Raw genomic sequence first — 26,346 nt, 5'->3', positions numbered from 1 at the left:
TTGGGCCTTCTCTCTTGAGCATCAATCACAAAAGAGAGGCAGCAACCTTCGGCTGGTCTCTTGGAACGATCCGGCCATTAGGCCGTAAATAATGCAATAAGTCAACGACAATACTTGTCACTCCGGGGGCCCGGAGAGGGCAAGTTTACCTTGATTTCTCCGTTTAAATTGATAATTTAGGCGCCTCGATTGATTCGACGGACGATTGGGGTGTCGCCAAGCGGTAAGGCAACGGATTTTGATTCCGTCATTCGCAGGTTCGATCCCTGCCACCCCATCCATTCATTCTTGGCGCGTTGAATATTCTCCGGACACGGTCTTTCTCACCTAGAGTCTTGCGACTCTTCCGGTCCGTTGTCTGGTTCGCAGGCTCACCTTGCCAACTCCCGGATGCATCTCATTAAAATGCTTCGCATTTTAACGCGCTTGCATGGTTCGATCCCTGCCACCCCATCCATTCATTTTTTTGGGTCGAGTTCCCAAGACTCTGCTTGCCTTTGTCAGGGCTGGCCGTCAATGGACGGACCTGCATGAGAAAGGATCTTGGGGATCAATCGTCGTCACGATCCAGCTCGTCCAGGGATTGACCCATGGAGCGGATCTCCTTTTCAAAGGCATCAAAAATCGCCTTTTCAATTTCGTCCCGGGTTTCCTGGTTGAGAGGGTGAGCGATATCTTTAAACTGGCCGTCTTTACGTTTCTTGCTGGGCATGGCCACGAACAGGCCGGCGTTGCCTTTGATCACTTTTAGATCCCGCACGACGAAGCACTCATCAATTGTGATGGTTACATAGGCTTTAAGACGGTCCTCGTTGACGGGGAAGACCTTCACCTCTGTGATCTTCATTTGTGTGCCTCCTTGGTGCATGCCCTTATCTGCGGGTGTTTGCTCTGATGTATTGGAGCGCAGCTCACAGCTCTCCATTTAATTTTACGGCATTACGGGCTTTGGACTTAAGACAAAGGTCCAATTGAGGGTGATTCTGTATCAGCATGAGACGGAGAGAAGACCTCTCCGTCTTGCATCGAGAATGAAACTGGCAACGTACCAATCTATCGTGATTTCAGATAAAGTAGGGCAACCCGATTCTGCTTTAGGACGCGAAGGACATTCATGCCATCTTTGCGCAAATATTTGAGGACATCTTTGGCTCGACTCACGCTTTTGCGGTTCACATCAAGAACAATATCCCCAGGGGCGAGGCCAGCCCAGGAAGCGATACTTCCTCTATCTACGTCAATCACCACCGGGTGTTGTTCCCGCAGGGGTGGTAGGTTGAATTCGTTGGCGAGCTTTTTAGAGTAGTCACTGACTTTGAATCCCAAGTCAAAAGGAGCCTTTTGACCCTGGTAACCCTTCTTATCAGCGACTGAGGTGCTCACATCATCGGGGTGGCGGCCTACAACTAAGCCAAGTGTAGTGTCCTTTTTGTTGCGGACTACTTTCACCTGAACTTTGTTTCCAGGCGAGTAGTTTTGGATTTCACGAGCAAGATCACGAGTGCTGGTGATCGGCTTTTCCCCGACCTGGATCACCAGGTCATAGGGTTTCATGCCGCTCTTTTCCGCCGGGCTGTCAGGGACAATTTGGGTAATTAGGGCCCCTTCTGTGCGGTCGATTCCCAGGGACTGAGCGGACTCCTGATCCAGGTCCTGCATAAGAACGCCAAGGAAGCCCCGCTGAATGCTGCCATTCTTTTCCAGTGTTGGGAGAATGGACTTCACATCATCAATTGGGATGGCAAAGCCAATTCCTTGGGCGCGGGCATCAATGGCACTGTTCACACCAATGACCAAACCTTGTGAATTCACCAGCGGACCACCTGAATTCCCGGGATTAATGCTGGCATCAGTCTGGAGAAAGGGAAAGCGGTTGAGTTCATCTATTTCACGGTTAAGAGCCGAGATAATCCCCTTGGTCATGGTGTGGCCATGTCCATAGGGATTGCCAAAGGCCGCGACCCATTCCCCGACCTGCAGGTCTTTGCTGGAACCGAGCGGGGCTGCTGGCAGCTTCTTCTTCACTTCGATTTTGATTAAGGCAATATCTGTGCGGGCGTCTTTGCCAATAATTTTGGCCTCATAAGTTTCTTTGCTGTTTTCACTGAGCTGAACCTGAATTAAATCCGCCTTGTCAACCACGTGGTTGTTTGTCAGGATCAATCCATCTTCGCGAATAATAAATCCAGTACCCAAGGCCTGCATGGGCTGTTGTTGTTGATAATAGAATGGGTTGGGTCCCATGAAATTTTGAAACAGATCAAAGAAGGGATCAGGATATCCCGGTACGGCTCGTCTTTGCGTTGGAAGTTGGCTGGTTGAAATATTGACGACTGTGGGGTTGATTTGTTTCGCCAGCTCGACAAACAAATTGGCCGGCAAGGGATCTCCCGCCTTTATGGGAGGGCGCACTTCTCTTGCGACCGAGGATTTCGGTTGTATGAGTAATCCGCCAGTAAACAAAGCAAGAGCAATCAAACCAATGTACATGAAGTGAATTTTCGAACGTTTCATCTGATCTCCTGTTTTAATACCCTCGTCGCCCCTCGAATGACGACGCAACAAATTTGAGTCCTACGCCAATCTTGTCAAGGCGGGAATTTCCCAGACCAAATGTCTGAAAACACAGGATTTACGTGCCGCACAAAGCAGGTTACTGGTGCTGAATAAATTTCAGCTGAAGATCGCGAATGACGGATTCCAAGAAGGCACCCTCATCCTTGTCCAGATTGTTCTTGGTCTTGTCCTGAAGGACCACCAACAAATCAATATTAAACCGAGCCATCTCCAAGTTTTTCTCGGTCTTATTGTTGGTGGGATTGGGCGCCAGCCCCAGGCTCATGGCCGCCGAAGAGGCAATTGAAAGAATCAATGTGGAAAAGCTGGCCTCCAGTTTGTTTTCCTGAGGAGTGGTATTTTCACTAGTCATGATTTCGACCTCCAGGTTTAGATGGGGTAGTAGCCAATGAGATTGCGAATGCGCTTCTCAACGCTTGGGTGGACGTGAAAATAGCGAGTCCACCCGTGACCGGTCAAGGGGTTGACAATGAATAGTGGAGCCGTGGCAGCTGGAATCTCCATGGGTTTGGTGGATGCATAAGACTCCAGCTTCCAAAGAGCGTGAGCCAAGGCCTTGGGGTTTTCGACCCAGGAGGCTGCTAAACTGTCGTTGGCCAAATAGCGGCTTGTGCCAACCGCCAGGCGAACAAGAAGACTGGCAAGCGGAGCGATTAACAGACTGAATAAATGATTCTGACGGGAGTGGGGATCCTTCTTGGGACCAAGAATTCCCCGAATAACAAGGTCCACTGAAAGAGATATGGCAAACAGGAAATCTGTAACGGCGCTGGCGACTGAAAAGGCCAGAGTATCCAGCTTTTTGATGCAGGAAATCTGATAGGCGATGACGGCCTCCCGTTCTTCGGCCGAGAGAGTTCGTAGGAGTCCTTCTGTTAAGACAATGCTGGCAGATTTCCAATTTCGACCCATGACGAGAGCCTGAGGACTAGGGACGTCAAGGACGACAATTCGGGGTACAGGGATGCGCGCCTTACTTGCGAAGCGCTTGGCTGTCTTCAATAGTCCCCAGGGATTTTGTCCCTCGACAAGTTGTCCTGGAAACAAGCCGTCCAGCCGCAAGTCATTATAAAAATAGATCAAGCAATTAATGCTGAGCGCAATAATCACGCCCCACAAAAGTCCCTGCCTCCCGCCCCATCCGTGGCTGATCATGATGATGGTCAGTGAGAGAAGTGACAGGAGAGTCCAGGTTTTGGTTGAGCCTTTCATTTGTCATCCTTGGTGCAGGGTAACCTATTGTCCTGATGCAGACTCTAAATTTTGCAGCAGGCTAAGAATCTTGCAAGAGGAAATCCATTTCAAGAAATCATTGTGTCTTAGCCCATCAGCGGCGACAATGAACAGACCCATACCCTCGTAATTTTTCAGTTTTTTGATTTGAACGTGGGTCAGAGACAGCAACAGGAGGAAGTGGTGCAGGTAGACATTCTTGCTCTAAACGAAGCGATAAAACAGGAGAGCAAATTCGTGGAACGTGTGATGACCGAAGTGGGAAAGGTCATCGTCGGTCAAAAGGAAATGGTGGAATCGATCATCATGGGTCTTCTCACCGGGGGCCATGTGTTGCTTGAAGGTGTGCCCGGATTGGCAAAGACATTGGTTATCTCATCGATCGGTAGGGCCACGTCGCTGCAGTTTCAGCGGATTCAGTTTACTCCGGATCTGCTGCCCACGGACCTGATAGGAACCATGATCTTCAATATTAAGACCAATGAGTTTGTTCCCAAGAAGGGCCCGATTTTTACTAATGTGGTTTTGGCCGACGAAATTAACCGCGCTCCAGCCAAGGTGCAAAGTGCCTTGCTTGAGGCGATGGCGGAAAAGCAGGTGACGATTGGCGATGAAACCTATCCTCTGGAAAAACCTTTTTTGGTTTTAGCCACTCAGAACCCTCTTGAGCAAGAGGGAACCTATCCTTTGCCAGAAGCTCAGTTGGATCGTTTCATGTTTAAGGTGATTGTTACTTACCCTAAAAAAGAAGAAGAAGCTGAAATCTTGGAACGAATGGCAACCGATCACACTCCGCAGGTTGAACCAGTTATCAGCCGTGAAGACCTTATGCGGGCCAAAGAGAGAGTCGATGCCATTTACATCGACGACAAACTCAAGGCCTATATTGTGGACTTGGTCATGGCCACGCGCAAACCATCGGAGTATGGACTTGGTCACATCGCCAACCTCTTGGCCGTTGGCGGATCACCTCGTGCCACCATCAACCTGACACGGTCAGGGAAGGCCCACGCTTTTCTGCGCGGACGTGGGTTCGTCACTGCGGAGGACATCAAGGCTGTTGTCTTTAATGTTTTGCGCCATCGTCTGATCCTCACATACGAGGCTGAAGCTGAAGAAATCAGTGCCGATGAGGTGATTAAGGAGTTGGTCAGCCACATCGAGGTGCCTTAGTTTGAGTTTGCCACCGGAGATTCTCAAAAAGGTTAAGTTGCTTGAAATCAGTACGCGTCGACTGGTGAATAACCTATTTGCCGGTGAGTATCACTCAGCTTTTCGCGGTCAAGGGATGACCTTCTCGGAATTCCGTGAGTATGTCCCCGGTGACGATATTCGGGCAATCGCCTGGCCAGTGACGGCGCGAACAGGAAAGCCCCACATCAAAAAGTTTGACGAAGAGCGGGAAATGACCGTGATGCTGGCTGTGGACGTGAGTGGTTCCTGCGACTTTGGTACAAAAGAGTACTGCAAGGGGGAGATCGTTACCCATTTGGCTGCCCTACTGAGTTTTAGTGCTGCGAAAAACAAAGACCCTGTTGGGTTGTTGTTGTTCAGTGACCAAGTGGAACATTACGTGCCACCTAAAAAGGGTCGCGGACAGATTCATCGCATTATTCGCGATCTTTATTACTTCAAGCCCAAATCGCATGGGACTAAGATCAAGCCTGCGTTGGAGTACCTACAAGGGGTGCTGAAGAAACGTTCACACATCTTTGTCTTTAGCGATTTTATGGATGAGGGTTATGAGGGACCCTTGCGTATGTTGGGTCGCAAACACGATACAGTTGCCGTAGTCGTAGGGGATCCCGCTGAACAGGAAATTCCCGCCATGGGGGTGGTGGACTTCCATGATGCCGAGACAGGAGAGATTTTTACGGTAGACACCTCATCTCCTCAGTTTCGTCGGATGTTGGAACAAGTCTCCAAGAAACAGTTTGAAGAACGGGAAAATGCTCTCCGTCGTAGCCGGGTGGACCGTATTGACATCAGTGCAGGTGAGGACATCGTCGAGCCACTCATTGGATTTTTTAAGAGGAGGAGCCGTCGTTGAGCTCTCCTCAAGGGAATGAACCTCAGGTGAATTTGTCTCAGTTGGATCAGCCTCAGGCGGCGCAATCGACCAGTCCGGAGTCAACAATTGGGAACGATTGGCCTCTGTGGAATTGTGTCCTTCAGGAGGCCACTCAAGCTGGTGCTGCCAAGCTGGACGCATGGTCCGTCGGCAACAAATACCTCCTTTCCTGTAGTGGACCCCACATCGAGAAATTGGACGACGCAAAGCTAAAATTCCTTTTCCCGCAAAAAGAGCAGGAGTTTACCCTTCATCCCCTACAAGTGATGATTGTTGATCACCAGCAGGCTCAATTCGTGGTGACCGGATACAAGCCGGGCGAGTTCTCGGTGGAGAATCTTAAAGTCACCGATGGGACGAATGGTTTTCGGGTAGGGAAGTTGGACTGGAAGGTGGTTAGCATTGTTGAAGGACAGAGCCAGCCACAGCCTTCCCCCCCCTTTGGCCCATTTAAACTGAGTTTCCCTTGGTGGTACTACGGAGCCTGGGCTCTTGCGATATTCGTTCTGTTATATTTTTTCTGGCGGAGGTACCGTCGCTATTCTTCTCGCAAAAAACTGGTTGAGTCCCTGTCTGCTCATTCAACCGCGCTCTCGCCCTTTAATCAGCTGAACAAAGATATAAGAATCTTGTTGCGAGATCGTAGACTTGAGAAGCCCGAAAACCTAGGTCCCTTTGTATCCGAAATGGAAAAGTTGTTTCGTCTATTTTTAGTTAGGCAGTTAACGGTTCCCGCTATGGAATGGAGTGATCGGGAGATAATTGGTGATATCAAAAAACATCATCGCAAAGTTCACATTGAATCAGCTGGTAGAATGAGCAATTTGTTCCGTGAGTTCAAGAAGGCCCAAGGTGCTAAGGAAAAGTTGACTAAGGTGGACGCAGAACAACTTTTAGAAATGAGTCGTCAGGTGGCTGACCTAGTCGATCGTAGCCATAAGGAGAGCCAAAAATGACCTGGGCTTCCTTGTGGGCATTTTGGCTACTGATTCCGTTTGTTGGGCTCTTGTTGTGGAAGTTGGCCAACCGACGCAAACAGAGACCATCTATTCAATTTAGTTCAGTGGCACTTCTCAAACAGGCGGGGCAAACGATTAGGTCGCGTTTGGTTGTCATTCCATTCTTGCTTAAAGTTGCGGGACTCATACTTGTCATTGTTGCTTTGGCTCGTCCGCAAAGGGCAGACACCAAGATAAAACGCAACGTCGAAGGTATCGATATTGTCGTTTCCCTCGACATTTCTGATAGTATGTTAATCGAGGACATGAAGCCTGAAAACCGACTGGAGTCCTCAAAACAAGTGATTCGTAACTTCGTGCAAGGGAGGGTCTCTGACCGAATTGGCCTGGTGGTTTTTTCTGGCGAATCCTACACCCGCGTCCCTTTGACACTGGATTATCCACTTCTGTTGAGCAATTTGGCTGCGGTGCAGACCTCGCGCAACATTAAGATGGGTACGGCCATTGGTGTGGCTTTGGCAAATGCAGTGGCGAGACTCAAAGAGTCGACGGCTAAATCTCGGGTGGTGATTTTTCTTACCGACGGGGAAAACAACAGCGGCACTATTGACCCCATTACTGCATTGGAGATTGCCAAGGGATTTAGTGTTAAAATCTACAGCATTGGCATGGGTAGAGACGGTCAGGCACAGCTGCCGATCTATCTGGATAACGGTCGCGGTGGTAAAATAAAACGTTACCGACCCATTCACAGCAAGATCAACGAGGAATTGCTTGGCCGAATGGCTTCTGAGACTGGGGGCAAATACTACCGAGCGGTGGACAGCCGTGCCTTGGAAAATGTCTTCCGTGATATTGACCGCTTGGAGAAGACAAAGATTGAGGTGAACCAGTACACTCGTTATGCCGAGCTTTATCCCCCATATCTTCAGTGGGGTTTGCTGGCACTGATACTCTCAGCCTTTTTGGGAAGATCAGTTCTTCGGAGGGGCCCATGACAGTTTATCGGTTTGCGGACGTTGCCGCCCTTCAGTTTCTTTGGTTGTTGCCAGTGTTATTCGTTCTGTCGATCTATCTCCTTCGCCATCAGGCCCGTCGAATCGCCACGGCATTGGGTTCCAAAATGGCCCCTCTTTTGAGTGCAAGTGTGTCGATTCCACGTCGACGATGGAAGTTGGTTTTGGAGGTTTTGGCGCTTGGCTGTTTTATTTTAGCTCTGGCTAGACCGCAAGCGGGTCAATCGCAGCAGAAGGTTAAAAGTGAGGGAATTGAAATTGTTATTCTTTTTGATGTGTCTCACAGTATGGAGGCCGAAGACATCAAACCCAGCCGTCTTGAGTTGGCTAAGAAGGAGGTGGGTCGCTTTCTCAGTCGATTATCTGGTGATCGGGTAGGGCTGATAGCCTTTGCAGGATCGGCCATAGTTCTCTCACCAGTCACAACCGATCTGTCGGCTATACGTATGTACGTGGACTCCCTCACTCCGGAATCGGTGGGGACTCAGGGGACTGAGTTTGGCAAAGCTCTGCGTGAAGCGTCCCAGGCCTTTAAGCGTGGAGGCTTGGAAGGTGATGAAGAGGCAGTTGTGACCAAGGCGATCCTTGTTGTGTCCGATGGGGAGGATCACGAAGCCGGAGCCATGAAAGTGGCGGCCGACCTAGCCAAGGACGGTGTGAGGATATTTGCACTTGGAGTGGGAACGGAGAAGGGTGGTCCAATTCCGGTTCGCGATGAGTTTGGAAACTTACGGGGTTACAAGAAGGACGAGGAAGGCAAAGTCATCATGACCCAAACCAAGGGAACTGTGCTCAAAGAACTGGTGAACGAAGGTAAGGGGAGTTTCTATCATGCCACTTTTGGCGGTACGGCGCCGGAAAGTCTGTATCAGGATATTCGCAAACTGGAGCAGGCTCAGTTCAATTCTGCAGTCATCACTAGTTACGATGAGAAGTACCAAGGCTTTCTTTTGCTGGGACTGGTGTTTGCTTTTCTGGAATTGCTGATCGGTGAGCGTAAACGGAAGGCCAGGCTGTGGCGAGGTCGATTCGAAGTGGGGCAGGAATAGTGATTCGGGCATTGTCGGTTGCCATCATGAGCTCACTTATTATTAGTCCTGTGGCTATGGGATTTAGTGCGGACTCAATTAGGGATAACAATCAGGGCGTTGCCGATTTGGGAACAGAAAATCCCTATTCTGGTTATCGAAGTCTGGTGAAAGCTCTGGAGAAGGACCCCTTTAATCCGGTGATTCATTTGAACTTGGGGATAGCCTTTTTAGCCAACAAAGAGCCGGAGAAAGCCTTGAAGTCATTTTCTACGGCAAGTCGTCTTGCCGAGGGTAATCCGGAGATTCAGTTTTATTCCCTTTTTAATGGAGGTGTGGCAGCCAGCCAGGCAGGCCAGATTGAGACCGCTCTTCAGTACTATCAGGCGGCCTTGGATTTGCGACCCGACTCTAAAGAGACCAAGACCAACATTGAACTCCTGTGGCAGGGACAGTCCGGAGAAGGTGAGGGACAGGGTAAGGGCAATCAAAACAATGAGGATCAGGAAAAAAACAAATCTGAAGATAAAAAGAACCAGAATCGCGATGGGCCCTATGACCAAAAGCGGCAGCCACAGCCTTTCAAAAGCAAGGAATTGTCGCAGGAGGATATGAGAAAGATTCTTGAAGAGATTAAGAATCAGGAGCAAAAGATTAGGGCGGAAGAAAATGAACAAGGTCGAAAGGAGGCGCCTCATGGGAAAGATTGGTAAATTCATAGGTCTCCTTGGTTTCATGTTATTCGCTAGTCTTGGACGGGCTAATGAAGTGGAAGTGGTCGCCACCGTGGACCGCAATGTCATGGAGGAGGGCGACACCTTCATCCTGGCCGTATCCGTTACTAGTGGTTCCAGTGTGACGGTGGAAGACCCGAGATTGCCCTCTTTTAAAAATATGGATTTGATCAATTCGTGGTCGGCGTCGGAGACCAGAAGCAGTTTTTCCAATGGTAAGTTCAATGTTGAGCAGACCAGAACCTTCAACTATATGCTGGCCCCCAACCGAACGGGCCAATTCCGCATCGATCCTGTAGAGGTGGTGGTCAACGGTCAGGCCTACAATACGAGAGCCATCGATGTGACTGTCAAAAAGGCGGGGGCGACTCCAGGACTGCCGAGAGCCCAGAGGCCCCAGGGGAACCCTAACCAACCCTTGGAGGAGCTGGATGATTTGTTTTCTCAACTCCTGAGGCGACGCAATAATCCCGGATTTAAAGCTCAGCCGACGAACCCTAATGAGTCCTTTTTTCTTCAGGTTGATGTGGACAAGACCACGGTCTTTGCTGGGGAGCAGGTGACGGCATCGTGGTTTCTCTATACTCGCGGCCACATTCGTGACATCGATACCCTCAAATACCCAAGTCTGAATGGATTTTGGAAAGAGGAAATTGATCTTGCCACTCGGTTAGATTTTCAGCAGGAAGTGATCAATGGAATTGTCTATCGTAAGGCTCTTTTGGCATCCTATGCCCTGTTTCCCATCAAGCCTGGCAAGGCAAAAATTGACTCCTATAAGGCAAAATGTACGGTGATCACTGACTCGGCCTTTGGATTTGGCCGCCCTTATGTTTACACTAAATCCAGTAAACCGGTCTCTATTGAAGTTCTACCCATTCCCAAAGAGAACAGGCCTGCTGACTTCAGTGGCGCAGTTGGCCAGTTTAGTGTGTCTTCGAGTCTGTCAGAAAGTTCCGTCGCAGTAAACCAACCGGTCACTCTTAAGGTTCGCTTTGATGGACGAGGGAACGGCAAGCTCATAGACCTTCCCCCTTTGGATCTGCCTCCGTCGATTGAGATCTACGACACCAAGAAGGAATCAAAGTTCTTCAAGAATGGACAGAGCTATAAGGAGTTTGAAGTTCTATTGATTCCTCGAGAGGCAGGTGAAATCAAGATACCTTCTATGAGCGTGAGTCTATTCGACCCAAAATCAGCTAAGTTTTATAGCAAGCAAACGACGGAAATGACTTTGACGGTAACTCCTGCTACCGGCCAACAGGCAATTAGCTCCACTCCGTTAAGTGTCGAGGGACAGGTGGTTGCAAAACAAAAAGCCGATGCTCTCCCAGATCTGGCTCTGGGATGGGAAGCCTCAAGTTGGCGACTGCCGATTCCTCAGGTTGCGTTTTGGCCAGTCGTGTATTTGGGAGTTTTTCTGTTACTATTTTGGTGGGCGGCCTTGCAATTTGGACTCTTTCAGAAAGGCAAGGACATTGCCCGAATCATTAAGCTTCGTTCCGATCGCATTCACAAGATGGCAGACAAGGGAGAGTGGAGAGCTGTTGGCGTGGAAGGGACTAATTTAATTTACTTCATTTTAGGAGAAGTCTCCGAGCAGGGAGGAGGGGGGGGGGAACTGGAAAAACTTCTCCTTCAAGCACCACCGAGCGTTCGCCGAGAAATGGAAGAGCCCGTGCGCAAACTCATGGCGTCCCTTGAGGCTCTGGGATTTGCCCCGGAGGAAATGATTGGTGAACTAAAAGAGAAAAAGAGTCTGCAGAAAGTTGCATCTAACACCACCAAGATTGTGGAACACATCCTGAGCCTAAGTGTGGCATCAAGTGAGGATTTGGAGAACTCGGGGGGGCGGAGTGAGGCTTAGGCTGTGTTTGTTAGCCCTACTGGCCGCTTTGGTTTTCGAGGGAATTGCCCAGGGTCAGTCCAATTTGCGGCCCCTGACCTTAACGAGCGACTTGGATCTTCCCACTTCACGATGGATTTACGATAAGGCGCCCTTGTCTAAAAAGTCGACTAAGGTCGTTCGCCTTCTGCGGCAACTTAAGGAAGAGGAAGAAAAGGAGGCCGGGAAAAAATGTCTTGATACAGTTGCGGCCCTCAATAGGCAGGCCAAGAGTTTTCGTCCTTGGCTGGTGGTGACGGAATTGCGATGTGCGGTGATGGTGGCCAAGGGTAAAGAGAGGCGTTATCTGACTTTGGTTCAAGCTTTGGCAAAGGTGGACAGTAATTCCAGTTGGCTATTACATGGTCCGCAGGTCCCATCTTTGCGGGAAGCCTACGTTGAGGCGCTGATGAACCTACTCAAGAAGGAGCTAAAAGCTAATCGGCGCCAAGCCTGGAAGACGATTGATCGCCTCAATAAAATCAAGGGATGGCTCAACAAGTCCCAGGTGGGGGAACTCTATAGATACGCAGGAGAGTTAGCCTTTATACAGCAAAATCTTTCCCTGGCGCTGGACTATTACACTCGCAGTTTTGATGTTGATCCCTTGAGTTCAGTGCAAAAGCGTTTGGACTCCCTGAAGGCCTCACTTGCCAAAGGGAAACCTGGTCCTCCGGAGCCCACAGTCGAGGTTTCACCAGCCGATGTCCTAGAGGCTTCCGGAGAAGAAAACGAGCTCTATGAACGAATCAAGACTGCTTTGGGGGCTGGAGATTTGGTGGCGGCGGTCGAAGATTCAGTGAAGTTGATGGAGGAGTTCCCCGGTGGTCGGAGGTCAGATTGGGCCAGTGATCGCGTGTTTGAGATTCTTTCCAATTTACTTTCCAAGAGTGATTCAAAGTATCGATTGCTTAAAGAAAGAGTTATGGATCCCATGCTCAAGGTGGCCCCTGGCCGTCAAGGCGAGTGGGCGAGGCGGCTTTTTTACTCTGGTTATTATTTGGAAAGTCTGCAGTTGGCTGAAGCTGCCTTTTCACAACAGAAAGGTCGGGACGCGGCAAACCCTTTGTTAACCGCAGGGCAGTCAGCGGTTTATCTCGGTGACTACAAAAGGGCGGGAAAGCATTTTGAAAAACTCGTCCAACAGCATGGGGGAACCGAAGAGGCCGCGGAGGGTTTGTTCCGCCTCGGTATGGTTTATTTGAGGCAGCAGAAGTATTCGGCAGGAGTGGCCGCTTTCGAAAGGCTATTGGCACTTCCGCAAGGATCCAAGTGGGAGCTTCAATCCCGCTATTGGATGTGGCGAGGGCTTGAAAAGACAAGCGTGGAAAGAGCAAAGGAAGAAGGGGTAAAGCTGATCGAGCGCTATCCCTTGACCTACTATGGTTTGCGGGCAAGGGCCGAACAGAATGGAGGTCAGCTGGAGTTTCCTAAGGATAGTAAGGGTCCCATTAAGGTGGACCTGTGGCTTACCGAAAGCGAAAGTCTGGCGTGGGAAAGGCTACAGATTTTTCTTAAGGCCGGATGGCTGGATGAGGCGCAGGCGGAAGTGTCTCAGTTGCCTCCGCCGCAAACAGCTGAGGAAAAGGTGGTTTACGCCCGGCTCTATGGACTGGCCTTTGACCACTTTAAAGCAATCGCCCTGGTCAATGAGGCCTGGGATCAGGACACTGAGACTCAGCGTCCCGCCATCTATCCCATCTCCTATCCACGGGAATTTGTCGGCCTGATCAAGAAGAATGCAGACAAAGAGAAGTTGGATGCCAACTTGGTGTTGGCCCTGATTAAGCAGGAAAGTTCTTTCAGGCCAAAGGCCTTGAGTCCTGCTCAGGCGGCAGGGCTCATGCAAATTGTGCCGATCACCGCTCGGGATTCGGCACAGTACTTAAAGTGGAAAAAGAGGATGAAGTTGCCTGAAGACCTGTTTAGCCCTGAGTTGAATATTTATTTTGGCACCAGCTACCTGAAGCGCATGGTTCGTGCTTTTGACAAACATGTGCCCCTCGCCTTGGCAGCCTACAATCTGGGGATTGGACGCTTGCGGAAATGGCTGTCCAACCGTGAGGACTTGAACAAACTCTCAGAAACCGGCTCCGATGACCCATTTGATGGTCTATGGATCGACGAGTTGCCTTGGGTTGAAACCAGTTATTACGTAAAAGCAGTCATGAGGAACTATCTCATTTATCAGACCCTAGAAAGTGGCAAAGTCGAACTGGGAAATCCTCTCTGGCGTAATGCCGCCGAATGATCACTTCCTACAAAAGTAGAGTTTTGACCTGTGCTTAAGTTTTAATCAGCCTTGACCTACGTCCTTCTTCTTTCACTGCAATGACTTATGGCGATGTGCACTGTTGCGGCATGATAGGGAGTGGGTTAAATTAGAGTTAAAGGCTTGGGAGGACTGTGGGAATGATTCAACTGCGAATCGTATTAGCATCAATGATTGTACTTGGTCTGACGGCTTGTGGACACTTGCGTACGGCTCCCGATGGAAGTCGAGTCTCGACTCTTGAGGGAGATGAAGATCAGGAAAAGATTCAGCAGATTGAAGGTGCCAACGATGAGCTGTCGGCCTCTCCAGCAGAGCAGAACAACATTCCCATTGAAGTGAATAAGCAGGTTCAAAAGTGGGTTGATTACTTCCAGGGGCGTGGTCGTAAACATATGCAACGCTACCTGGAGAGGTCATCCCGCTATTTGCCGATGATGAAGCGCGAGTTACAAGATGCAGGTTTACCAACTGATCTAGTTTATGTGGCTCTGATTGAATCTGGATTTAACTCCAGCGCGAACAGTCGTGCGGCCGCGGTTGGGTATTGGCAGTTTATACGTGGTACAGGCAAGGTCTATGGACTGCAAATCGATGCCTTTGTCGATGAGCGTAGGGACCCAGTCCTGTCGACTCGCGCAGCGGCACGCTATTTCAAGGCTCTGCACAACCTTTTCGGCAATTGGTACCTGGCCTTGGCCTCTTACAACACGGGTGAAAACCGAGTGAAGCGGGCGGTAATGAAGTATTACACTCGCGATTTCTGGAAACTGGCCAAGAGACGTCGCCTTCATCGGGAGACGATTAATTATGTGCCTAAGTTTATAGCCGCGACCTTGATCGCCAAAAACCCTGAGGTCTATGGCTTTCGTGATGTCGACTATCAGCCCGAACTTGCTTATGACGAGATTCAAATCGATAAGCCGATTAGTCTACAAAAATTGTCGAGTGGCATGAGTGGGGTGAGCTATGAGGAAATGCGTAAGCTCAATCCGATGTATCGCACTTATTTCATCCCCGTCCCTCAGGGCAAGAAAGTGACCTTGCGTGTACCCGTGGGTATGAAGGATAGGGCTTTTGCGGCTGTCGATATGTCCTATTCGGCTCCGCCCAAGTATGTGGCCACAGAATTCCGTTACCGGGTTCGACGCGGGGACACACTTTCGGGAATTGCCAAGCGCCATCGTACATCAGTGGGAACTCTTCGTCGCATGAATAGGCTTGGTCGTCGTTCATTTATTCGAGTGGGTCAGCGTCTGCGGGTTCCAGAGCGGCAAAATATGGAGCATCTCAAGTACGAACAGACCAACCCTTCAGTGACAAGACGAATTGCTGCCCAAAGAAGGGTCCGACATCATCAGGTGAAGCGGGGGGAGAATTTGAGTCTTATTGCCCGCAAGTACCGCACTTCGGTGGCCGCCCTTCGCGACCTCAATCAACTTAATCGTCGTTCCATGATTCGGGTTGGGCAGAAGTTGGTGGTGAGTGACTCCAAGGGACAGGTTCATGTGGTTCGTCGTGGGGACACTCTTTCGGGGATTGCCCGCCGTTACTCGACAAGTATCACCCAGCTGGCTCAAGCCAATCAGTTGACCAATCGGTCGCATATCATGATTGGTAGCGAATTGATTATTCCCCAATAAAAAAACCCGCCACGGGCGATGGCGGGCTAGAGAACTCATTCTTCCAATGTTCAACCGTAAAGGGTATCCTGACCTCTGGCAACGCGGCTGGCGTAGCATGGAAATGCTTTAGCCCCTGTGGTTTTGCGCCCCCCTGTTTCCAAGGGTTTGCCCTGAGCAAAGGAAGAAATCACCTCGAGAATAATTCCTTAAAAAGACCTCCTGGTAAGATGACATTGGATTAGATGGAAACTAAGACGGCATCCTGGCCGTCAACGCGTGTTACTTTCTGGCGTGAAAGGCTTAAACTCAATTCCGCCTACCTACTTCGGTGGCGGGTCAAGGTTGAATTCCCTTGGAGTACCCGGCATGAACGACCCCTCCTAAAAAACGTACAATGCTCTTAGAATCGTCTGGTGTTCAGATTAACGCGAGCGGTCGAGGTTGTCCAAGAGTTATTCGAAAAACTCTAGTATTTTCAATTATTTGTATCAAAGTGAATGGCTCACAATTAGGCGGGAGGCAATTCTTCCTGAATTTTCGCGGCCATAGCAATGAAAGATTGGGCCTCCGGAGAGTCGGGGTGACTGACTACAATTGGGATTCCGGCCTCCGAACTTCGCGCTACATCGCTATGAAAGGGGACCTCACCTAGTTTTGGAATTCCCTTGGCGTCTAGATATGAATCCATTTCGCCCTTGGGAAACATTTGAATCTTGCGACCGCTTTCTGGATCGAGCATGTAGGCCATATTTTCCACAACACCAAGTTGAGGAACATTGACCTTGTCATAAAGATCAAGCGCCTTTTTCGCATCAGCAAAGGCCAGGTTTTGTGGAGTGCACACCGTGATGGCTCCATTCACGGGAACCTTTTGTGCCATAGTTAAGACCACGTCTCCAGTTCCTGGGGGAAGGTCAATTACTAGGTAGTCGAGGTCACCCCAGTTTACGTCGCGGAAAAACTGATCCATGGCTTTGAAGAGCATAGGGCCGCGCCAAATGAGAGCCTGGTTTTCATCCACCAAAAAACCTATGCTCATGAGTTTGAGTCCGTGACGAACCAAGGGGGCAATTTTGCCTGCTTCCGTCATCTCAGGTTTTTGATTGAGGGCACCCAACATACGGGGAATGCTTGGGCCATAGAGGTCCGCATCCAATAGACCGACCTTGTGGTCGCGACCAAGAGCCAAGGCAAGGTTGACGGCGACAGTGCTCTTTCCCACCCCGCCCTTTCCTGAGCCCACGGCAATGATGTGGCGAATTCCAGGGATGGGTGCCTGCTGTTCAAAGGGGTTTTGAGCCATATCAAGTCGTCCTTAGTTAGAATTGTGGTCCCAGCTCTCCTATCACAACCTGGCGCCGACCGGGACTTGAAAATTAACAAGTGGGGTCCAATAATAGGGTAGTGGATCCCAACGTCAAAGATTTCCTGATTTTGAACGGGGTGGTGCTGACCCTGGTGCTGTTCTACCTCCTGCGGCGAAGACCTCGCTCCGGTATGCGCTTGAGCCTGAAGTCGGGCCAAGTGGATGGCGCCGCGCAGGCTTCTGGAGCGGGTAGCACCATCAGCATTGGCTCAAAATCACCAGTCGAGAGTGAAGTTCTCGAAGACGAACCTGCACAGAGAAGGACCCAGGTGGGTAAATCCCTTAATGTCATTTTTAACTACAATGGTCACTCCTGGGATGCCTATGAGGTCTTAGGCTTACCTGCAGGAAGCTCCATTGAGAAGGTCAAGGCAGCTTTCGAGGAGAGTCTCGCTCAGGTTGATCCGGAATCGCGGGTTTTTATCGAGACTGCCTATAGGGCCATCGTGGCCCATCTCAAATCCTAGCAGGTTGATGTCGCTTTAGGCCTAATTTGCCGCACTTCTCCAAGTGATTTTTTTGAGGGATTTAGAGCCTTTGGCTTATTCGACACCACGCAGCTCAGTTGACTCGACGAGGGGGCAGTGTTACCTCCAATTATTGTTCAACCAGCCAACCTTTTCGTCTTGAGGCGCGACCCATGCAGACCAAATATTTGCAAGATCTGGCGACACTTGTTTCCTTGTGTAAACGCCGTGGTTTCATTTTCCAATCCAGTGAAATTTACGGTGGTCTTAACTCCTGTTGGGATTATGGTCCCCTAGGGGCCAATCTCAAATTGAACGTCAAGCTTGCCTGGTATCGGGCCATGACCAGACGGGAAGACATTGTCGGTCTGGATGCTGCTATTCTTATGCACCCTACGGTGTGGAAGGCCAGCGGACACGTAGATGGGTTTTCCGATCCTCTGTGTGATTGCAAAAAGTGTAAGAACCGCTTTCGCGAGGACACGGCGATGGTCGATGGCAAGGTGGTATGCCCTCGTTGTGGCTCCACTGAGGTGACCGAGTCTCGCCAGTTCAATCTCATGTTTAAAACCCATATGGGCCCGGTGGAGGAGGACAGCAACGTGGTTTATCTACGTCCCGAAACCGCCCAGGGCATCTTTGTGAATTTTGAAAATGTGGCCAATTCCATGCGCAAAAAGATTCCCTTTGGCATTGCCCAGATCGGGAAGTCCTTCCGCAATGAAATCACCCCGGGCAACTTCACATTCCGCACCCGGGAATTTGAACAAATGGAAATGCAGTTCTTCGTTAAGCCTGGTACTGACGAGGAGTGGTTTGAAACCTGGAAGAAAATCCGTTGGGATTTTTACCTCCATATGGGAATTCGCGAGAACAAGCTGCGCTACTCTGAGCACGGTCCTGACGAATTGGCCCACTACGCAAAAGCGGCCTTTGATGTGCAGTATGAATTTCCTTTTGGCTGGCAGGAGCTAGAAGGTGTGCACAACCGCAGTGACTTTGATTTGAGTCAGCACCAGAAATTCAGCAGCAAAAAACTTGAGTACTTCGACGAAGCGGCCAAGGAAAAGTACATCCCTTACGTTATTGAAACAGCCGTTGGTTGTGATCGCCTGTGTTTGGCGATCCTCTGTGACGCCTACCGAGAAGAGGTCACCACTGATGAGAATGGCAAAGAAGACGTGCGAGTGGTGATGGGTTTTAAGCCCGCATTCGCACCGGTCAAAGTGGCAGTTCTCCCTCTTTCGCGCAAAGAGCCTCTGACCAAGATGGCCAGTGGTCTGCGCGATCAGTTGGCTCAGGAATGGGATGTGGAGTACGATGAGACCGCCAGTATCGGTAAGCGCTACCGTCGGCAGGACGAAATCGGCACACCTCTGTGCGTGACGGTTGACTTTGAAAGTGCGGAAGACGAATCAGTCACGGTTCGTCATCGTGACAGCATGACTCAGGATCGGGTCAAGATTTCAGGATTAAAGGCTTATATTGCAGAAAAACTAATGAATTTTTGAGCTCCATAAAAGGAGGCCGTCATGGAAGTGCGGGAGGATAAGGGTTTGTCCAAATCAAATACCCAGTTCGTATTACCTAAGAAGTTTGTTTACTTCTTCGCGTCCAACCAGTCCGAGGGCAACGCCGGAATGAAGAACGCCCTGGGAGGCAAGGGCGCCAACCTTGCAGAGATGACCTCCCTTGGCTTGCCGGTACCCCCAGGGTTCACTATTTCGACTGAAATCTGCCAGGCCTTTTATGAATCCGGACAAAAACTGCCTGAACAGGTGAAAGCCTCTGTGCAAGAGGCGATGACCCGAGTTGAAAAAGAACTGGGGAAAAGGTTTGGCGATAATGCCAATCCCTTATTGGTGAGTGTACGCTCAGGAGCCCGCGCCAGCATGCCAGGCATGATGGACACCATCTTGAACCTGGGCCTGAACGATGAGGCCGTTGAAGGCTTAGCCAATCAGGCTGGTAATGCCCGCTTCGCGTGGGATTCCTATCGTCGTTTTCTGCAGATGTATTCAGATGTGGTTATGGGCATGAACTCTTCCTATCTGGAAGTGACCATGGAGGACCTTAAAGACTCCAAGGGGTACAAAAATGACACTGACATGACGGTCGATGATTTGAAAACCCTGGTGGCAAAATTTAAAAAGCAAATCATTGAGACCACAAGTCAGCCTTTTCCCATGGACCCTCTTGAACAACTGTGGGGAGCTATATCAGCGGTGTTTCGTTCCTGGAACACGCCACGGGCCAAGACCTATCGTGAAATTCACGGCATTCCGGGTTCGTGGGGTACTGCGGTCAATGTTCAGTCCATGGTATTTGGCAACATGGGAGATGATTCGGCCACGGGTGTGGCCTTTACCCGCAACCCTTCGACGGGCGAACGGGCTTACTACGGAGAATTCCTAATCAATGCTCAAGGTGAGGACGTGGTCGCGGGCATTCGCACTCCTCAGCCGATTTCAAAAGCCGAAGCGGTAGGAACAGGGTTGGTTTCCCTCGAAGAGGCCATGCCAGGGCCTTATAAAGAGCTGACCGAAGTCTTTGAGAAACTGGAACAACACTATCGTGATATGCAGGACATTGAATTTACGATTGAGCGGGGGCATCTGTGGATGCTGCAGACCCGCACTGGAAAGCGTACTGGGCGAGCTGCTTTGCGGATCGCCTGTGAAATGATGGATGAAAAACTTATTGATGGTACAGAGGCCATGTTGCGCCTCGATCCGATGAGTCTTGATCAACTTCTCCATCCCACGTTGGACCCAAAGGCTGAAAAGACCCTATTAACCAAGGGGCTTCCGGCCAGCCCTGGCGGGGCCGTTGGCAAGATTGTTTTTTCATCTGAAGATGCGGTCAAGGCCCATGCCGATGGACAGAAGGTCATTTTGGTGCGCGTGGAAACTTCACCGGAAGATATCGAAGGCATGGTTTCGGCCCAGGGGATTTTAACTTCGCGAGGTGGAATGACCTCCCATGCGGCGGTGGTCGCCCGAGGAATGGGTAAGTGCTGTGTGGCCGGTGCTGGCGAAGTAGATGTGGATTACCGCAAAAAAGAGATGCGGGTCCAAGGTTATGTCCTCAGCGAAGGTGACGTGATCACCCTTGATGGCTCAACAGGTGAGTTGTTTTTGGGCGAAGTCAAAATGCTTCCTCCTACTTTGGATGAGAACTTTGAACGCATCATGAAACTGGCCGATGAAAACCGTCGCCTTGGTGTGCGGACCAATGCCGACACCCCTCCCGATGCTGCTACCGCTCGTCGCTTTGGCGCGGAGGGAATTGGCCTGTGCCGAACCGAGCATATGTTCTTTGGCGCAGATCGAATTGATGTGGTGAGAGAAATGATTATGGCCGACTCCCGTCCTGAGCGGCAGGCGGCCCTGGACAATCTTCTGCCCATGCAACAGGAGGACTTCCGAGGTTTGTTCGAGGAAATGGACGGACTCCCAGTGACCATCCGTCTTTTGGATCCTCCCCTCCACGAGTTTCTGCCTCACTCGGATGAGGAAATGGTGGACCTTGCCAAACGCCTGGGTTGGGAGCCTGAACGGCTCCGCACCAAAGTCAGAAGCCTGAGTGAAATGAACCCCATGTTGGGTCATCGTGGCTGTCGTTTGGCCATTAGCTATCCTGAAATCTATCAAATGCAGGCCAGGGCCATTGCTTTGGCGGTTGTTGATGCCATCAAGGCGGGCAAAAAGGTGCTCCCCGAAATCATGATTCCCCTGGTGGCGACGCAAGGGGAATTGGCGGTTTTGCGCAAAGATGTGGAAGATGTGGTGGCGGAAGTACAAAGGTCTACGAGTCAAGAATTTCCTTACATGATCGGCACCATGATCGAATTGCCGCGGGCGGCAGTAACGGCCGACGAAATTGCCCATTCTGCTGATTTTTTCAGCTTTGGCACCAATGACCTGACGCAAACAACTTTGGGCCTCTCCCGGGATGATTCGGGAAAGTTTTTGGCTACTTACGTTTCTGAAGGGCTTTTGCCAGCCGATCCCTTTGCCAGTTTGGATGTGGGGGGAGTGGGAAAATTGGTGCAAAAAGGTGTTGAATTGGGGCGCCAAACCAGACCAGATATTAAGTTGGGAATTTGCGGTGAACATGGAGGAGACCCGGCCAGCATTGAGTTCTTTCACAATGTTGGATTGCATTACGTGAGTTGTTCCCCTTATCGCGTTCCTATTGCTCGATTGGCGGCAGCGCAGGCGGCCTTGAAACAACGGAAGGTTGAACATTGAGAATCAAAAAGCTGGAACTGGTAGGGTTCAAATCTTTTAAAGATCGTACTGTTATTCACTTTGACGCAGGGATCACCGGCGTCGTTGGCCCCAATGGTTGTGGAAAATCCAATATCGTCGATGCTCTGGTATGGGTCATGGGTGAAATGTCGGCCAAACACCTGCGCGGATCCTCTATGGAAGACGTGATTTTTGCCGGTGCTGAAGGCTATGCGCCAACTGGCCTTGCCGAGGTCTCTCTGACTCTGGAAAATGATGGCGGCCCCTTTCCTGCCAAATACGCCAAATTTAGTGAAGTGATGGTCACTCGCAGGCTCCACCGAAGTGGCGAAAGTGAATACCTGATCAATAAGGAAGCAGCCCGCCTTCGTGACATCCAGGAAATCTTTATGGATACGGGAGCCGGCTCCAAGGGATTTAGTATCATCGAGCAGGGAGCGATCGGTAAGATCATCACCGCCAAGCCCGAAGACCGTCGGACCTTAATTGAAGAGGCGGCCGGCATCACCAAATTTAAGGTTCGCAAAAGGGAATCACAACGTAAGTTGGTACAAACCGATCAGAACCTAGTTCGTCTCCAAGACATCATTGGGGAGCAAAAGCGCCAGTTGGATAGTCTTCAGCGACAGGCGCAACGGGCCGAACGCTACCGCACCTTGAAAAACGAAATTCGTGACAAAGAGCTTTGGCTTATGTCCCGATCCTATCTGACCTTGCGTGAGGATTTGGATCAGGCGCAGAGAGGTTTTATCGATGCCCAGGACAGTGACACCAGTGTGACCACCGAGATCAGCCAGATGGAAGCTGATCTGGCCGAGATGAAAGTCGTCGTAGGTGAGAAAGAACAGGTTGTTGAGCAGTTCCAGGTTGAGAGAAAAGAGATTCAGGAAAAGTCCCAGACCTTGGAACACGAGATCCGTGAATTGCGCTTTGAAATTGAACAGGCCCGACGCGATAAGGAAATGACGGGCAACATTCTGGAGCAGTATCAAGCCCGCCAACAAGCATTGGAAAAAGACAAGGCAAGCTACACGGAAAAGGTCACAGGTCTAACAGATGTTGTTCAGGATCTGGAGCAGCGCTTTGGTGAACGCAATGAACACTACCAGCAGGTGCAAAAGAGAATAACTGAAGCAGACGAAGAACTCACCAGTGGCCGTCGTGAAATGTTGACGGTCTCGCAGAGTGAGTCTCATATTGAGGCCAAACTTCTCTCCACTCAGACCCAGATAGAAGAGGCTGAAGCCAAAATCACGACCAGTCGTGAGGTTCTAGCTGAACTGAAGACCAAGACAGATGAGTTTCAGCAGCGTCATGTCTCCACCCATGCTCGCTTGGAAGAGGAGCGGCAGCTGCAGCTTGGAATCATGCAGGACGTGGAGAACTTCCAGGAAAACCTTGAACTCCTAAAAGTTCAGGTGAGTGAGAAGCAGGAAGAAGTTGATCGTTTTAAGGACTCTTTAAATGAGGTGTCCTCTCGTCTGTACGGACTGGAAAACCTCCATGCTAATTTTGAGGGATTTGAAGAGGGCGTGAAGTCTGTCATGCTATGGCAGCGTGAGCGAAATGAAATGCATGCTGACGGCAGTCAGTCGACGGTGGTCGAGTTTCAGCCAGTCGCCGAAATTGTTGAAGTTCCTCAGGAGTACGAACTGGCGATGGAAGCCGCTCTCGGCAACCGTCTGCAGATGTTGGTCAGTGACAGCTCGCAAACCACCCTTTCTGCGGTTGATTATTTGAAAGAGAAAAAGTCCGGCCGTTCAAGCTTTGTCTCAGCTGACGTACTCCCTAGCTTTCAGGAAAACCCGGAAGCCGGGGCCTTGCGTGAATCTGAGGGTTTTAAGTCCTATTTGAACGACGTGGTGAAGGTGCCGGATCAGTACCGCCAACAGGTTGCCTACTTTTTGAAGGACGTTGTGGTGGTGGATTCCATTCGCACGGCTCTTCACTTGCGCAGTCTTTGTGGCGACAAAACATTTGTCACACTTGAAGGCGACACTCTGACGGCAGAAGGCGTGTTGACCGGGGGAGCCTCCGATAGTGTTGAGTCAGGAGTGTTAAAGCGCCGTCGTGAGATTAAAGAGTTGTCTCAGAAGCGCGAAGAGTGGGCCGGCAAACTGGCTTTGGCTCAAGGATCTTTGAAAAAGCTTGAGGCCAAAGCGGCCACCGTGGCTGAGGAGCTGGAAAACAGCAAGACCCGGCAGATTGAGAAAGAGATTCTGGTTGCAGAGTTGAAAAAGGACCTGGAGCGAGCTGAAAACGAGTTGCGAAATGCCCAGCAAGCCCTCACTCGGCAGGACGAGCTGGTTTCTCGCGAGGAATCAAGTTTGAACGTCTTAAAGGATCGGGAAGCGGAGATGGTAACGACCATCGAGGAGACCCGTGAAAAGCGTATGAACTTGGAGAAGAAGGTCGAGGAACTAACGGCTGAACTCAAGTCCTCCCGCGAGGGAATCGACACCATTCAGTCGGAAGTGACTCAGCTAAAGGTGGATTCAGCGGCCAAGCGTCAGGAACTAGAGGGTCTACAGGTCCAGTTGGAGATGGTCTCCAACTCTTTGATGGATGTGACGACCAATCTGACCAAGATGTCCGAGGAGTCCGAGAAGAGTTCAGAGTCCTTGTCGATGAACAGTCTCAAAATCGAAGAGCAAAAGCTGGAACTGGAGCGAGTTGTCCAGCAGGCCAAAACCAAGGACGAGCAGCTTGGTGCTGCACAAAATGAGTACGAGGAATTGGCTGCTGAAGAAACCGAGCTTGAGGAAAAGCTTTCCAAGGCTCTGCACTCGATCAATGAGAATAAGGCCCGCCTGAACGATGCTCAGTTGAAACTGGAACAGTTGAAGATGAAAGAGCAGTACATGGTGGATCAGATTCATGAACGTTACATGCTCAACCTGGCCGATGAGGCCCCCAAGTACAAAGATGTTCCTGGGGATTTGCAGGCGACTGAGGCGGAAGTCGAAGATCTGAAACAGAAGATCAAGCGTATTGGTGAGGTGAACCTGTCGGCGATTGAAGAATATGATGATCTCTCTGAGCGTTATCAGTTCTTGTCCCAGCAGCATCAGGACCTGACTGAGGCCAAGGAGAACCTGCGCAAGGTGATCGACCGGATCAACCGTATTTGTTCCCGCCGATTTAAAGAAACTTTTGAGATGGTGAATGAGCGCTTTATCAAAGTCTTCCCAGTTCTGTTTGGTGGGGGAGAGGCGCGTTTGATTATGGTGGAGGACCCTGAGCACAACGAGATGGGAATCGACATTGTGGCCAAGCCTCCCGGGAAGAAGTTACAGAACGTGAGCCTGCTGTCTGGTGGAGAAAAGGCTTTGACAGCGGTTTCATTGATCTTCTCAATCTTCCTTGTTAAGCCCTCACCCTACTGTTTGTTGGATGAGGTTGATGCTCCGCTTGATGATGCCAACGTTTTCCGCTTCAACGACCTAGTCGGTGAGATGGCAAAGCGGAGTCAGATTATTGTCGTGACTCACAACAAACACACCATGAAGGTGGCCGATAAACTCTATGGCGTGACCATGGAGGAAAAGGGTGTGTCCAAGATGGTCTCTGTGAATCTCCATGAAGCGGAGAAAGTGGCAGAAGCCTAATGGCAGGTAACGAACAGACTCTCTTTATTCTGGGCCTGGCGCTTGGTACGCTGGTTATTTTTGGCTACATTGCCTTTCGCAATTACATCAAAAAGGAACTGGACAAGGAGCCGCCAGCGATACCGGAAGCCACTGAGACTGCTCAGGTGGCACGAAAAATTGAACGCGAAGTGGGGAAAAAAATTGCTGAACCGGTCTCCGCAATAGAGGACCAAGTTCCCCCTCAGCCCACCCTCAAGGTGTTGCCTTCCGAGCCAGAACCGCCGACCGGGCCTGTTCGCGCCGCGGAGCCAGCCGCTCCTTCTAAGAAGAAGGATTTGGGCGACGCCCTTTCAAATACCAGGGCAAGCCTATTTGGACGAATTAAGACGTTGTTTGGTGCTGGCGGCAAAGAACTGTCTGATGATGACCGCGATGGTTTGGAAGAGATACTCTACACCAGTGACCTGGGGCCACAGACCGTGGAGCGTCTTCTCGAAGCTGTTGATGAGAAATTGGGTGGCAAGGAAAAATCGGACGTAAACCTGGTTCGCGATGCCTTGCGTGAGGAGATGCTGAGTATTTTTGGAGAAGTGCAAAACGGAAGTGGAAGTGCTGAGGATGTCTCCCAAGTTTTGCATTTCTCAGGCGAATTGAGTTTTAAACCTCAGGTGTGGTTAATCGTTGGAGTTAACGGGGTTGGCAAGACGACAACGATTGGCAAGTTAGCCAATGCGGTTGCTCGCTCGGGCAAGAAGGTGGTGGTTGCGGCTGGAGACACGTTCCGTGCTGCCGCCGGCGATCAGCTTAAGGTATGGAGTGAGCGCGCCCAGGTTGAGATATTTTCTCCGGAGGGCGTGTCTGACCCCAGTGCCGTGGCCTTTGATGCCTGCCAAATGGCCAAGGCTCGCGAGTTTGATGTGGTAATTATCGACACAGCCGGACGCTTGCACACTCAAAGTAATTTGATGGAAGAGTTGCGTAAGATGAAGCGCGTGGTTCAAAAGGTCATTCCCGAAGGGCCCCATGAAACCTTGCTTGTGCTCGACGCAAACTCTGGTCAAAACGCTCTCATGCAGGCCCGGAATTTTCACAGTATTTTGGAGCTCTCTGGAGTCGTGCTCACCAAAATGGATGGCACGGCCAAGGGGGGAGTGGCTGTGGGTCTTGCCTGTGAATTGGAGTTGCCAATTCGTCTGATCGGTGTGGGAGAAGGGATCGATGATCTTCGCCCATTTAAGTCCGAGGAGTTCGTCGATTCCATACTCTAGAT

At 50.5% G+C, this 26,346-nt stretch carries 19 protein-coding genes, 1 tRNA gene and 1 riboswitch; of the genes, 15 read left to right on the top strand and 5 right to left on the bottom strand.

The features are described 5' to 3' along the window. Positions 1-206: 206 nt before the first annotated feature. Positions 207-281 (top strand) — tRNA-Gln (locus H6624_08655). A 269-nt stretch (positions 282-550) separates the two neighbouring features. Here the strand turns inward: H6624_08655 and spoVG are convergent. From spoVG to H6624_08635, 4 genes are all read right to left on the bottom strand, one after another. Then, on the bottom strand, positions 551-847 hold the full coding sequence (spoVG, locus tag H6624_08650) for a septation regulator SpoVG (protein MCB9084402.1): 297 nt from the start codon (positions 845-847) through the stop codon (positions 551-553). A 206-nt stretch (positions 848-1,053) separates the two neighbouring features. After that, positions 1,054-2,514, bottom strand: a complete 1,461-nt coding sequence (locus tag H6624_08645) for a Do family serine endopeptidase (GenBank protein MCB9084401.1) — start codon at positions 2,512-2,514, stop codon at positions 1,054-1,056. Between the two features lie 139 nt (positions 2,515-2,653). After that, on the bottom strand, positions 2,654-2,929 hold the full coding sequence (locus H6624_08640) for a DUF1844 domain-containing protein (protein ID MCB9084400.1): 276 nt from the start codon (positions 2,927-2,929) through the stop codon (positions 2,654-2,656). A gap of 17 nt (positions 2,930-2,946) precedes the next feature. Continuing rightward, positions 2,947-3,789, bottom strand: a complete 843-nt coding sequence (locus tag H6624_08635; GenBank protein ID MCB9084399.1) for a M48 family metalloprotease — start codon at positions 3,787-3,789, stop codon at positions 2,947-2,949. Between the two features lie 204 nt (positions 3,790-3,993). On the opposite strand from H6624_08635, the gene H6624_08630 reads away from it, so the two are divergent. The 9 genes from H6624_08630 to H6624_08590 all read left to right on the top strand — a co-directional run bounded on the left by H6624_08630 (position 3,994) and on the right by H6624_08590 (position 15,418). Continuing rightward, positions 3,994-4,983: a MoxR family ATPase gene (locus H6624_08630; protein ID MCB9084398.1), complete on the top strand. Its 990-nt coding sequence runs from the start codon at positions 3,994-3,996 to the stop codon at positions 4,981-4,983. Between the two features lies 1 nt (position 4,984). Continuing rightward, on the top strand, positions 4,985-5,860 hold the full coding sequence (locus H6624_08625; protein MCB9084397.1) for a DUF58 domain-containing protein: 876 nt from the start codon (positions 4,985-4,987) through the stop codon (positions 5,858-5,860). Continuing rightward, on the top strand, positions 5,857-6,837 hold the full coding sequence (locus H6624_08620) for a hypothetical protein (GenBank protein ID MCB9084396.1): 981 nt from the start codon (positions 5,857-5,859) through the stop codon (positions 6,835-6,837). Before H6624_08625 ends, H6624_08620 begins: the two co-directional genes overlap by 4 nt. Beyond that, positions 6,834-7,838 (top strand): VWA domain-containing protein, encoded by a 1,005-nt coding sequence (locus H6624_08615; protein ID MCB9084395.1) that lies wholly within the window; start codon positions 6,834-6,836, stop codon positions 7,836-7,838. Before H6624_08620 ends, H6624_08615 begins: the two co-directional genes overlap by 4 nt. Further along, complete coding sequence (locus H6624_08610; protein MCB9084394.1) at positions 7,835-8,905, top strand: VWA domain-containing protein; 1,071 nt, start codon at positions 7,835-7,837, stop codon at positions 8,903-8,905. Before H6624_08615 ends, H6624_08610 begins: the two co-directional genes overlap by 4 nt. A 26-nt stretch (positions 8,906-8,931) precedes the next feature. Continuing rightward, entirely contained in the window at positions 8,932-9,597 is a 666-nt protein-coding gene (locus H6624_08605) for a tetratricopeptide repeat protein (protein ID MCB9084393.1), read from the top strand. Next, positions 9,581-11,485 carry a protein BatD gene (locus H6624_08600; protein MCB9084392.1) on the top strand — a complete coding sequence of 635 codons (1,905 nt, stop codon included), beginning with the start codon at positions 9,581-9,583 and terminating at the stop codon, positions 11,483-11,485. Before H6624_08605 ends, H6624_08600 begins: the two co-directional genes overlap by 17 nt. Further along, positions 11,475-13,754: a transglycosylase SLT domain-containing protein gene (locus H6624_08595; protein MCB9084391.1), complete on the top strand. Its 2,280-nt coding sequence runs from the start codon at positions 11,475-11,477 to the stop codon at positions 13,752-13,754. Before H6624_08600 ends, H6624_08595 begins: the two co-directional genes overlap by 11 nt. A 161-nt stretch (positions 13,755-13,915) precedes the next feature. Beyond that, positions 13,916-15,418 (top strand): LysM peptidoglycan-binding domain-containing protein, encoded by a 1,503-nt coding sequence (locus H6624_08590; GenBank protein MCB9084390.1) that lies wholly within the window; start codon positions 13,916-13,918, stop codon positions 15,416-15,418. Positions 15,419-15,492: 74 nt separating this feature from the next. Further along, positions 15,493-15,580: riboswitch (cyclic di-GMP riboswitch) on the bottom strand. 328 nt (positions 15,581-15,908) lie between these two features. On the opposite strand, the gene H6624_08585 is transcribed toward H6624_08590, so the two are convergent. Then, positions 15,909-16,703, bottom strand: coding sequence for an Mrp/NBP35 family ATP-binding protein (locus H6624_08585; GenBank protein ID MCB9084389.1), 795 nt, complete (start codon positions 16,701-16,703; stop codon positions 15,909-15,911). Positions 16,704-16,783: 80 nt separating this feature from the next. On the opposite strand from H6624_08585, the gene H6624_08580 reads away from it, so the two are divergent. From H6624_08580 to ftsY, 5 genes are all read left to right on the top strand, one after another. After that, a complete protein-coding gene (locus tag H6624_08580) occupies positions 16,784-17,233 on the top strand; it encodes a hypothetical protein (GenBank protein MCB9084388.1) in 450 nt (149 codons plus the stop codon). Between the two features lie 173 nt (positions 17,234-17,406). Next, a complete protein-coding gene (locus H6624_08575; protein MCB9084387.1) occupies positions 17,407-18,744 on the top strand; it encodes a glycine--tRNA ligase in 1,338 nt (445 codons plus the stop codon). Positions 18,745-18,765: 21 nt separating this feature from the next. Beyond that, positions 18,766-21,486, top strand: a complete 2,721-nt coding sequence (locus H6624_08570; GenBank protein MCB9084386.1) for a pyruvate, phosphate dikinase — start codon at positions 18,766-18,768, stop codon at positions 21,484-21,486. Continuing rightward, a complete protein-coding gene (smc, locus tag H6624_08565; GenBank protein MCB9084385.1) occupies positions 21,483-25,094 on the top strand; it encodes a chromosome segregation protein SMC in 3,612 nt (1,203 codons plus the stop codon). The genes H6624_08570 and smc overlap by 4 nt, the downstream gene beginning before the upstream one ends. Continuing rightward, complete coding sequence (gene ftsY / locus H6624_08560) at positions 25,094-26,344, top strand: signal recognition particle-docking protein FtsY (protein MCB9084384.1); 1,251 nt, start codon at positions 25,094-25,096, stop codon at positions 26,342-26,344. Before smc ends, ftsY begins: the two co-directional genes overlap by 1 nt. Positions 26,345-26,346 lie beyond the last annotated feature (2 nt).

The organism is Pseudobdellovibrionaceae bacterium, assembly GCA_020635075.1.
Lineage (GTDB): Bacteria > Bdellovibrionota > Bdellovibrionia > Bdellovibrionales > UBA1609 > JADZEO01.
The sequence above is the reverse complement of the archived record's forward strand: the minus strand, read 5'-3'. Positions and strand labels throughout refer to the sequence as shown.

Coding starts and splice junctions, on each gene's coding strand:
- spoVG (MCB9084402.1), bottom strand. CDS start 847: ATGAAGATCACAGAGGTGAAGGTCTTCCCCGTCAACGAGGACCGTCTT.
- H6624_08645 (MCB9084401.1), bottom strand. CDS start 2,514: ATGAAACGTTCGAAAATTCACTTCATGTACATTGGTTTGATTGCTCTT.
- H6624_08640 (MCB9084400.1), bottom strand. CDS start 2,929: ATGACTAGTGAAAATACCACTCCTCAGGAAAACAAACTGGAGGCCAGC.
- H6624_08635 (MCB9084399.1), bottom strand. CDS start 3,789: ATGAAAGGCTCAACCAAAACCTGGACTCTCCTGTCACTTCTCTCACTG.
- H6624_08615 (MCB9084395.1), top strand. CDS start 6,834: ATGACCTGGGCTTCCTTGTGGGCATTTTGGCTACTGATTCCGTTTGTT.
- H6624_08610 (MCB9084394.1), top strand. CDS start 7,835: ATGACAGTTTATCGGTTTGCGGACGTTGCCGCCCTTCAGTTTCTTTGG.
- H6624_08605 (MCB9084393.1), top strand. CDS start 8,932: ATGAGCTCACTTATTATTAGTCCTGTGGCTATGGGATTTAGTGCGGAC.
- H6624_08600 (MCB9084392.1), top strand. CDS start 9,581: ATGGGAAAGATTGGTAAATTCATAGGTCTCCTTGGTTTCATGTTATTC.
- H6624_08590 (MCB9084390.1), top strand. CDS start 13,916: ATGATTCAACTGCGAATCGTATTAGCATCAATGATTGTACTTGGTCTG.
- H6624_08585 (MCB9084389.1), bottom strand. CDS start 16,703: ATGGCTCAAAACCCCTTTGAACAGCAGGCACCCATCCCTGGAATTCGC.
- H6624_08575 (MCB9084387.1), top strand. CDS start 17,407: ATGCAGACCAAATATTTGCAAGATCTGGCGACACTTGTTTCCTTGTGT.
- H6624_08570 (MCB9084386.1), top strand. CDS start 18,766: ATGGAAGTGCGGGAGGATAAGGGTTTGTCCAAATCAAATACCCAGTTC.
- ftsY (MCB9084384.1), top strand. CDS start 25,094: ATGGCAGGTAACGAACAGACTCTCTTTATTCTGGGCCTGGCGCTTGGT.